Annotated in this window: 5 protein-coding genes and 2 pseudogenes; 2 read left to right on the top strand and 5 right to left on the bottom strand. The window is 34.4% G+C overall.

Annotated elements, in window-relative coordinates; translation table 11 throughout:
• Together KDK67_RS12505 and KDK67_RS12500 are read left to right on the top strand one after the other, a co-directional pair.
• Nucleotides 1-145, top strand: a pseudogene (locus KDK67_RS12505) (IS1 family transposase); the annotation flags it as partial.
• 117 nt (nucleotides 146-262) lie between these two features.
• The gene (locus KDK67_RS12500) at nucleotides 263-2,482 is read left to right on the top strand and encodes a phage/plasmid primase, P4 family (RefSeq protein ID WP_250869129.1); all 2,220 of its coding nucleotides are present in this window, start codon (nucleotides 263-265) and stop codon (nucleotides 2,480-2,482) included.
• A gap of 472 nt (nucleotides 2,483-2,954) precedes the next feature.
• Here KDK67_RS12500 and KDK67_RS12495 read toward each other — a convergent pair whose 3' ends face one another.
• The 5 genes and pseudogenes from KDK67_RS12495 to KDK67_RS12475 all read right to left on the bottom strand — a co-directional run.
• Complete coding sequence (locus KDK67_RS12495; RefSeq protein WP_250869128.1) at nucleotides 2,955-5,693, bottom strand: class I SAM-dependent DNA methyltransferase; 2,739 nt, start codon at nucleotides 5,691-5,693, stop codon at nucleotides 2,955-2,957.
• A 1,091-nt stretch (nucleotides 5,694-6,784) separates the two neighbouring features.
• A complete protein-coding gene (locus KDK67_RS12490) occupies nucleotides 6,785-8,197 on the bottom strand; it encodes an SIR2 family protein (protein WP_250869127.1) in 1,413 nt (470 codons plus the stop codon).
• A gap of 151 nt (nucleotides 8,198-8,348) precedes the next feature.
• The gene (locus KDK67_RS12485) at nucleotides 8,349-9,083 is read right to left on the bottom strand and encodes an integrase (RefSeq protein ID WP_250869126.1); all 735 of its coding nucleotides are present in this window, start codon (nucleotides 9,081-9,083) and stop codon (nucleotides 8,349-8,351) included.
• 358 nt (nucleotides 9,084-9,441) lie between these two features.
• A complete protein-coding gene (locus KDK67_RS12480; protein ID WP_250869125.1) occupies nucleotides 9,442-10,095 on the bottom strand; it encodes a DUF2238 domain-containing protein in 654 nt (217 codons plus the stop codon).
• A 470-nt stretch (nucleotides 10,096-10,565) separates the two neighbouring features.
• Nucleotides 10,566-11,213, bottom strand: a pseudogene (locus KDK67_RS12475) (transposase); the annotation flags it as partial.

The raw sequence follows: 11,213 nt of genomic DNA, 5'->3' as shown, positions 1-11,213 counted from the left end.
TGAAGGATATAACAGCATAATTAGGCACTTTCTGGCAAGATTGAGAAGAAAGTCAAAGTGTTATACTAAGAGTCTTGAAATGCTGAAGTACTCTGTTCTTCTTTTGATGAAGTACAGAAATAAAGAGTTAGCTATGTTTAGTTAACAATGCCGAAATTTTAAGTAATTCATTAGATGCAATCCTATAATTTTGCTTTGAAGTAAGCATCAGAGATATTCAGTTTTCTATCAGTCCAACACCGAAAATAAAAATGGTGATAAAATGATTAACAAAAATACAAACCAAATAGCTACAGCTATCGATAAGAGCGTACCAAAGCAGAATTCTTCAATCGAAGAAAGAACAGTATATGAACAAAAAATCAATTTTGATTCCGTCCCTCAAGAGTTGAAAGAATGCGACCAGTGGGTACTATGGAAGTCTGAAGATACAGGAGGAAAAAAACTAAGCAAGATACCATATGCGGCTAACGATTACAGAGCAAGCACAACTAACCCAGACACATGGTCAAGTTTCAAAACAGCCACAAGCAAGCTTAAACAATCGGATGACGAATATTCAGGCATTGGCTTTGTCTTTTCAGAATCAGATCCCTTCATTGGGTTTGATTGGGATAATGTCCGAGACTCAACTACAGGAGAATTCGATCCAGAAATTCTTAAAGAGATAAGAAGTCTAGATTCATACGCAGAAATTTCCCAGAGCGGAGAAGGTGCACATGTAATAGCAAAAGGAAAAGTGCCTGGATCAAAGAACCGAAGAGGAGTACGTGAAATCTATGACCACTCCCGTTTCTTTGTATTTACTGGAGAACACTTAGAAGGAACTCCAATAGCTATCAATGAAGCAACAACAAATAATGTTCTGTCCATTTATTCCAAAATAGATTCATCTTCTATGGATGTTGAAGTTGCGGAAAATTATGAGCCAAGGCTTACAGACATAGATATAATAGAGAAATGTAAAAACGCAGACAATAGAAATCTTTTTGATTCTCTATACAGCGGCAATTGGCAGGCTGTTGGAAGATATGGATCTCACAGTGAAGCTGATCTCGCCCTTTGCAACCTCATAGCGGCCCATACCAGAGATCCACAACAGATTGATAGACTCTTTTCAGGTTCAGGCCTTAATAGGGATAAATGGAGCAGGAAAGATTACAAAGAACAAACAATAGCTAAGGCTCTTGAAGACGTTGAACCCGCGGAAGAAAATCCCAGAGATAAATATTTTGAGGGAAATAGATTTATTGTTAAATCTTTGGCCGAACAAATTCTTGAAGAGAACAAATTCTTCACACTTGCTGATACTGAAGTAATCTATCATTACGAAAACGGTATCTACATAGAAGGTGGGAAAGAACTTATCGATCTAATTGCACAGCGCAGATTAGGCGATTATTCCGCGAACCGCCACTTGAGAGAGGTTCTATCCTACATCAAAAGAGAAACACGGGTTAATCGTGAATCCATCAATCAGGACGAACACATAATCAACCTGAATAATGGCCTGTATGATCTTAAAACAAATACATTCAAGCCACACAGCCCAGCCGTGCTTTCAACCACTCGAATTCCAGTAGATTATAATCCAGATGCAGAATGTCCAAATATTGACAAATTCTTGTCTGAAATTGTATCACTTGAAGATCAACAGGTGTTAGTCGAATGGGTTGGATATTCACTAATTCCAGATACCAGAATGCAAAAAGCAGTAATGGTTCTTGGAAATGGATCAAATGGAAAAAGCGTCTACCTAAAATTGTTGACTCAGTTTATCGGAAAGAAAAATACAAGTGGTGAAAGCCTTCAGAATTTAGAAAATAACCGATTTTCGACCGCCAACCTTTACGGGAAACTAATTAACGTCTTTCCAGATCTGGCGAACATAAAGATTTATGATAACTCGACTTTCAAAACTCTTTGCGGTGGAGATCGAATACGCGGTGAACGTAAATTTGAAGGAGCCTTTGAATTTGAAAACACAGCCCGCCTTATATTTTCAGCAAATGAATTACCGCCTATTCGAAATGGAAGTTTTGCTGATTTTAGAAGGTGGATACTGATTGATTTTCCAAATACTTTTGAAGGAAAGACAGCCGACAAAAACCTGATTGACAAACTTGTAACTCCTGAAGAGTTATCAGGTTTCTTGAACAAGGCTCTGACTGCGCTTAAAGTTCTTCTTGCGAATGAAGAGTTCTCATACAATAAGAGTGTCGAGGACGTAAAAAGGATGTATTTGCTCAATAGCAATTCTGTTGCTGTCTTTGTAGATGAATGCATTGAGCTAAGCAACGAGGATACCTCTAAACACCTAGTCTATGAAGAATACAAGCAGTGGTGCATAGGTAATGACTTAGAGCCTGAAAAAAATAATATCTTTGGAAAACACTTCAAAGAATTAGGATACACCTATTCGAGAGAATCCACAGGTTCTAGAGAATATAAATGGGATGGAATCACTATGATTTCTAAGTGATTAGGTCAGCTAATAACTGTTCCTAACCACAATATAGTAAGTATGTCTAAGTGTCTAAGATTAAATCTTATTAATGACATTTAACATACTAATTATATTGTAGAGTATATGATATAAAAATAAATTTGACTTAGACACCTAGACAAATTGTGGATGTTAAAGACAATGCTTGTCGATATCTATTGATAATTATCTTTACAGAAACTCCATTCATTACATTAATTCTATATCGTAAATAAGCTATTTCAGCCTACCCCAACTCTCCAACCTCTCCCTAACATGAGTATTGATATTAAACAGCTTGTTACTTCTCGCATTCTGCTTCATATAATGCTACGTACCTTAGAGAATCCTATCTTCTCCCGATATGAATAAGAAGTACTCGATCTCTTTTGTTACCCCTCTATTAAGTAAAGAAATCTAAAAAATGCAATTCATGTTTCATCTATACTTTGAAGATTTGTAGGAATAATTATTTTTCACTACCCACATACATATCATATAATTCAAATAAATACTGAAACCTTTGGGAATCAGTATTGAATCTTTTTGACTTATAACAGCGTTCAACTGCAATATCTAATTTTTTATGTGCATTTAATAATTTCTTTGGCATCACGAGATGGCCGTATAGATCAGCAAGTGATGAATCTGCATATTCTTTGCGTATAGCCAACAATTCTCTTACAGCATTTTCCACATTACTTTTTTGTTTTGAAGTGGGATCTTTTGGCCATGGAAAATTGTTGTAAACAAGTGTATTTGAATATCGGTAATCGCTTTTAATTCTTCCACACACATGTTTTACCCATACCATATGCATCGCAGATGTCAAGACTCCAAAATGATATAATTCAGCATTTTTAACTATACTGCAAGAATTATTGACAATAGACGTGTATGGAAGAATATCCATGGGTATATACTTTCTATGTTCTGATGAATGTAAAGGTATTAATATATAATTTCCACTATCTGGTTGTCTATCTTCACCAAACAAATAAGGAGTATCAGCTAACTTTATAGTGGCCCCTCTTTCACTCTTCGACCTATTTTTTTGAACGTTTTCAATTCTTTCAACTACTAAAGGTAATTTACGAATTTCAGATGGATTTGCATCTTTTAGCCAGAGGCACCAGCGTTTATCCCCGTTCAAAAATTCTTTTGCTGATATCAATGGATGAATAAACTTTTTAGCTTTAGGTTCTTTTTCCAAGAAAATATTCATCTCAGAGTCTGTAAACAAAAACTGACCACCATCGTTTGGCATACTTCCAAAAGATATTGAAGGAACATTAGATATAGGTTTTCTTCTATTTTTTAAAATAACGTCTTTTTCGTTTATAAGATATGGATTTATGTTCCCTGCTTTTTGTTCTATTGGGTCTGATGTTGGTGTTTCATAATCATAAAGATACTTTCTTTTTATATCATATGATGCAAAGCCAACAATTATCACATAAACTTGGGCATTCCCTTTTGATTGGTTTGACCACTTAAAAGTTCGGTGTGCAAAATGGACTTTGATTCCCATTTCATTCAGTAAATAATCCCACAAAATACCGACTTGTTCTCCTTGGGTAATTGAATTGGTAGATACAAGCCCAACTTTGATGTCAGTACCATTAATAAATTCAGCCGATTTAACATACCAACAACATACATAGTCAAGTATTCCATAATTTTTAATGTGGACACATACATTTTTCATGTCGATATTTTGTTGTTTATTTCTTCTTTTTTTCCCGGCAAAAGGAGGATTACCCAATATACAAGTTAATTTATCTTTTTGTACAAAATCATCCCAATCCATTTCAAGGGCGTTTTCTTGGACAATATTTGGAGATGTCTTTAGAGGAAGTCTCACATAATAATCTCCAAATTCATTGGATAATTCCAAATTCATTTGATGATCTACTAGCCAAAGTGCTACTTCAGCAATTCTTACAGGGAATTCTAATATTTCGATTCCATACATTGAATCAACATTAATATCACTATCAAAATCTCCTACAGATAGAAGCATCTTTTGTTTATATTTTCCTTCTTTCCTCAGTATTTTATGAATCTCTATCTGCAGTTTTCTTAATTCTCTGTATGCAATGATAAGGAACGTTCCACATCCACACGCGGGATCAAAAAATGTCATTTTTGAGATTCTATTGTGTAATTTTTGTAAATACTTCTTATCATTTTTATGAGCGTTGAATTCATCCCTTAATTCATCTAAGAAAAGAGCATTAATGGTTTTTAATATGTTTTTTTCAGATGTATAGTGCGCTCCAATATCATTTCTTTCTATAGGATTCATTACAGATTGAAACATTGAACCAAATATTGCTGGAGATACACTTCCCCAATCGAAATAACAACATTCTAATAATATTTTCCGTGTATCACTATCAAACGAAGGAATTCTAAGCGTCTCAGTAAATAATCCTCCGTTAATATATGGGAAATTCTTAATATCTTCGTCTAAATGTTTCTGCCTTTTGCTTTCTGGTATGTCTAGTGCTTGAAATATATCAGCAAGCTTTGAGCCTACGTCAGAACCATCCACATTTGTTTTATGTTCTATAAAGTAAGTAAAAGAACCATATTCAAAGATACCAGTATCATCTGCAAATAAGCAAAACATCAAGCGAACAAGCAAAACCTCTAGTGGGTGACCCTCATAACCATTTTCTTTAAGGGAGTCGTGAATTTTACCCATAAGTTCTGCAGCTCTAATATTAACCGGGTCTTCGTCTTTATACTCTCTTTTTGTATGACCGAGAATGAAATCAAACAAACGTATCCTCTTAGCTAAATCTTTTAGTTCAAATTCATACCGTTTATTTTCGTCCAAATCCTCTAGTCTAAAGCGTTTAAAATCAGAAACAATTACATATCTTGGCAGTTCATCATCTGTCAATCCTGGGAAATAATCAATTGCTTGATCATAAGCTTTATCCAGATTTTCCCCTTCTGATTTATGTTCTACAATTAAGGTCCCCTTCCAAAATAAGTCGATAAAGCCTTTACGACCACTTAATTTTGCAACACTTTTTTCATAGGTTGCAACACGTCTACGAGATATTCCAAAAATTTTAAAAAATTCCTCCCAAAAAGGTTGTGATTCTGACCTTTCACTTTTTGCATCTTTCCATGCATGGGAGAATGCTTCTGCATTTTTGTTAATTTCATTCCAAGATAATGTTATGAGTGGCACCTTCTATTTGTAATTATTTCGTGGGAACTCATTCTAGTTGTTTTAATTGTATATATACTCAATCATTTTCTTGTATTCCTCAACAAATCAGAATCATACCATAAACTTTCCCGTAACCCTCCTGTACTCGCCTTTTGCCCACTGCATCTTATTGAAATAATGAGCGCTTCCAACTATTTCAGGCGTGCAGCCTTTTGAAATCGGAATCAAACCACAATATAATAAGTATGTCTAAGTGTCTAAGATAAAATATTATTCATGACAATTGAAATACAAGTTATATTGTAGATATTGATAATAAAAAAATAAATTGAACTTAGACACTTAGACAAATTGTGGATATTGAAAGTGTTCAAATGCTTGTAAATCACCCATACTAAAATGATGGAATTTCACATAAAGACAAATTGAGATTAAATTACGTATTACCTACAGTAATCGAAATTGTGAAAAATAACAACATTTCAGCTGGTTTTCTGAATTGTAAAGTATACTTTTGTCAAGCCAATTGTTCCAAATACTATGGGAATATTAGAAATATCTTCGACAAACCCCCTATTAAACGTAAAAAAAGTATAAAGAAACCATAGCACATGACAAAACAACTCTATTGATTGCGATTTCGTGTTAATGTGACCGATAGCGATTTTAGTATTACTCTGAGTAATTTGGCAGCCGATGTTTTAAAAAGGATTTTAAAAGTATCGACTTTTATGAGATGAAATTAATAATTTTGAGAAATTGAATCATAACAATCCCACATGCAACTAGATTTACTTAATAAAACAACATAGCAATTAATCAAAATCAAAACTAGAGTGCTTTTATTTCCGTATTAAGATTAATTGTAATTATCACGAATAAGACTGATAAACAAGATGACCAATTTTAATCTAAGAACGTCATGCTAAAAATGCATGCACCAACATACACCATCACAACTTGATTTGAGTTAATTAGTATATTATTTAATCTTTTTAATGAATAATCTAGTGTATTCATTAACCAATTAAAATAAAAAAGTCATATTACAAGATATTCCACAATTTGTCACACTACATCTTATTTTGTATAAATGGATACATTTAGAATTATAATTTACTAATATCTTCAGAATAATCTTCATTGTCTCTAATTTTCATCAACAAAGAAACTGCAGCATCAGAATATTTATGAACACTCATTGTTGTCCCAATCTTTACTTTTAAGTGGTATAAGTTATCAGTTTCTTTTATGTTAATCCCAGTATCTTCAATCATTTTTAAAATCAATTTATGAGATTTGAACCAACTAATCTTCCCTTTATCATTTAAAAATCCAAGTTTTTCACTCATTTGAGTTATTGTGTAAGGATATGCAGCATTGAAGTATTTGGGGTCATCGAGTAGTGCTATGCCATACAAAGTTGCTAAACCTTCTTCACCACTTAAGACATGCTCCAAAGTTTCATAATTCACTTCCAATTCATTTCGTGGTATATCACTTCGAACTAATTCATAATTCCTTGCGAGGAGACTTCTAAGAATTTTGACATCTATGTTTTTAATATTATAATTAGCTGCAAATGCATCAAATACCCATTTAAATGAAGAAGCTACTATACATTTTATTCTAATATTTTTAGAACCTCGGATTGAAATAATTTTATCAGTAACGGGATATTTAGAACTCTCGATTTCGGGATTCCATTCTAAAATGTAAATATTTGGAATTACCTCACCATGCATAGAAATAATTTCATCTATATCAGAAAGAATAGACTTTATATTTGGGTCTTCTGCACTATATCCAATAAACAATAGTGGATGTTCAGCAAAAAAAATTAATAACTTAGCACTAAGATATTTTTTTTTCTTTTCAAAATCATCGTAGTCATTTTTAGTTAATACTATTCCTTTTGAATCAGAAATACATCCATGAATTTTGAAAATTTCTCCATAATTAGTAAAATTGCCACGGAGTATTTTCTGCCCCACTACTGGTTCATATTCTGAAAAGAGTTTTTCAAGAAGAAGATCATAATTTGTTGTTATAAGTGCATGAGGGCGTATTTTCTTAATAAGTTCAATTTCCTCATTGAGATCAGAATCTTCTAATGGATTTATAAAATTCTTCTTTAACAATGATTCCAAGTGCTCAGCTACCTTATATTTTAAATAAATTTCAGGAGGATTATCCTCGGTGAATAATTCGTCAGGAAATTCAAATCTTCCTTCATTCCATGCCCACTTATTATAGAATTCTGCAAATGTAGTTCCGATATCTATAAATTCATTCCCATTGTCATCTTTTTTTGCATTTTGTTTATAATAAGCAAATTCCTTTTCGACCAATGGACATTTGTTTGCCATCTCTATGAGTAATTCTTCCCAATTAGGAGCTCCAAAATATCTTTTTGAAAGACCAGACCCTACAAAAAGTATCGGCTGGCATTTCATATCTTCAAGACATTTTATTACATCTTCAGTAACATCTTTAACATAATCATCATAGGTACGTGGCAAATTAAATACCTCCTATTCTTTTGGTGAAAGGGAAAGGGAAAGTGCAAAATAATTATTTGTGGGTTTGTATATATGTTGTTTGAAAGTCGTGAAGAGTATAAAATACTTTTCATGCCATAAATAGAAAAATTCTAGTGAAAATAATTAATAATTATATTGGAAATTGTTCTATTACCTTAGCGTATTCAACCGATGCCCTTTGAACCTTATTCAAATAATGTGCACTTCCAACTGTGGTTGCAGCTCTACCCTGAATGAAATCAGCAATGCTTTCTGTAACTCCATCCTGAATCATCATGTTCAAATGCCATTTGCGGATAGTTTTTGCAGAAACACGGCCTTTTCGGATTTTTTCAGTAATATTATAGTAACATCTTGGCTTGCCAATGCTGTTAAGATCGGGGATGAATGAAGTCGGAAAATACACATGAAATGTCTTTTTCTTGCCTTCAGAGAATGATGAAGTCGGATAATGTGCAATATTACCATTTATGATAATGTTGCGCTCATCAAAGGTTTCTAGCATTTTATGAATGTGTGTAGCCCTGCTTCCTGAATAAACAAGTAGACTAAAGACTGGTTTCAATACTTCAGGACAAGCATTGTAAGCCTCTTTAATCTCTTCATCGGTGACATAGACTTCCACAACTCCTGATTTCCTGATCTTTATGAATCGTCTCCATCTGTCGATGTTATAGCCTACTACATCTTCAATCTCTTCGTCCTCACAATAGTTTAGTAGATTTCGAAGACCTCGGGATTCTTTGTCTTTGAGATTTAACTTCCTGATATCTTTGGGCTTGTTTATAGTGTTGCTTTCGAAGAACCTTGTTAAAGAACTTCGGTATCCCTGTTTGGTTTTTGAAGTGACATCACATGTCTCCAACCATTCAAAAAATAAATCCTTGTGCTCTATCCAAAAGTCATTCAAACTAGCATTCTAAGAGGAATCGTTTGGAATTGACAAAGTTGCGAAATCGCCATCAATCCCCTTCACACGGCAGAGGTCGGGTGTTCGAATCTCCCCGGGCCCATCTGGTTTTTCTGAAGCGGTTGATTGCTGTTTTGACAACATTTCTACTTGTTTTTCTAGTGCAGCTAGTCTGGTTTCTACGTCTGAACTGGTAGTAGGTTGCACAACTACGTTGCCATCGAAGTCTTCGTCCAAGGAGATCAAAAACAAGGGTTTTCCATTGTGCTCTGTTTCAAAAACGTGTGCAACCTTGCATTCAAAAACATGAATATCATTTTCTGAACAGACGCGGATTCCGTTCGATGAACTTTCTTTCAGCTTTCTCGAACAGATGGATATGAATCTCTTTCTTCAAATACAAGTATCCCAGTGTAGACATCAACAATGCACTCAGCGTTTCAACGATAAGATCCCACATAGTATCCACCAACCCTGACGTTTGCATATTGAGCCCGAATACCACATCCATTAAATATTCAAATATCTCCCAGATCGCCCCAAATGACACCGCAACGCTGAATGAAAACAGTGCTATGAAAAAGGGGCTCAGATTTACTTGACGTTCAGAATTCAAAACATATACCAGAATAAAGCCAAGGGCTGGAAAGATTATACCCAGGGATATGTGAAGGAAGATATCCCACCACCAGAATATTTCGAAATACTCCCCGTATTCACCCAACATGAGAGATGCATAGATATAGAGCATGATCAGTACTTCGAACTCGTTGGGAAACTCGAACTTATACGTTTTCTCGATTATACTTGGCAGGAAGGTCACGATCAAAACATAGATGAAGAATCCTAGATGCATCCAGTTCCCTGTCAGTATTGCTACTATGCATCCTATGATCAGCACCAATCTGAATATTGAAGATAACCAGAATGCAAACTTGTCAACTCTGTCCATCTCAGCCCTGTTCATGAGTATCCCTTTCTAATCTCTTGTTCATTGTGTCCTGAATGCTCTTTCTCAATATATATATTCAGATAGCAAAGACTCCCTCTAAAAAGAGAGGTCGTAAAGTTATTACTCGTCTGATTTTAATCCACTACGACTACGTCGCCTATAAAGCAGACCTGCAGCAACAACGACTACCGCCTCAACGAATAAGCCTGCGATCATTGTGCCATATCTCCCATCTGATGAACTAGGCATCAATACTGCGGTCTTTATCTTTACAGAATCTGATATCTGGTCGTGGCCATCAGCATCTTCATATTTTATCTCACTGTTTATTATATGACATTCGATATTATTTTAAATAAATTAAAGATTTAATTAAAATTAGTAGGGGGGTTCGAATCTCCCCGGGCCCACCACTTTCAAAATTGATCACTCAAACAAATTCAGTACTTCACTAATATTCCCTCCCTCATATAATAGCCTCACAATCACCTAAAACACTTAACAATTAACCTTGCTTTCAACTTTCTTCTCACCCATTCCACAATTAAATGAACAAACATATCAAACCTAAACATATCAGATTCAATCGTCTTTGGTCCTCTTTTCACTTTCATGAAATGCATTCTCTGTATTGCCACCCATGCATTTTTGAAAAGAAACGATATCAGCGCATAAAAATATCGTAACATAGGGTCTTTAGAACACGTTTTAGTTTTTACCACATTTCGCATCCTATAAGACGATTCTATGGCAAACCTTTTCCTGTAAGTGTCACTGACTGTTCTTGGATCCCAATCAATCCCATAAACAACAAATCCAAGGTTCTCACACCCATTCTTTCCTCGCTTCCCTTTTCTGTATTTGACATCAATAGCAATGTCAAGCTCCACTTTTCCTTTTGTGCTATTCATCGTATATGTGTCATAACGCTTTTTTGTTCCATCAAGAATATTTTTCAACTTATTCCCATTTTAACAACAGGAACAATATGTGCAACCTCATTTTCCTGTAAAAAAGAAAAAACCTCTCTTGAATAGAATTCTCTGTCCAAACAAAGAACATTGATCTTGAGTTTAATCTGTTTTATCTGGTCTATGAAATATTTGAGATAATCTGTCTTGGATTTTCCTTTT

It is taken from the genome of Methanococcoides seepicolus (assembly GCF_023684405.1).
Lineage (GTDB): Archaea > Halobacteriota > Methanosarcinia > Methanosarcinales > Methanosarcinaceae > Methanococcoides > Methanococcoides seepicolus.
Note: the sequence above shows the minus strand (reverse complement) of the source record. Positions and strands in the feature narration are given on the sequence as shown.

Bases quoted from the DNA above. Each gene is read 5' to 3' on its own strand.
- KDK67_RS12500 (WP_250869129.1), top strand. From the start codon at position 263: ATGATTAACAAAAATACAAACCAAATAGCTACAGCTATCGATAAGAGC.
- KDK67_RS12480 (WP_250869125.1), bottom strand. From the start codon at position 10,095: ATGAACAGGGCTGAGATGGACAGAGTTGACAAGTTTGCATTCTGGTTA.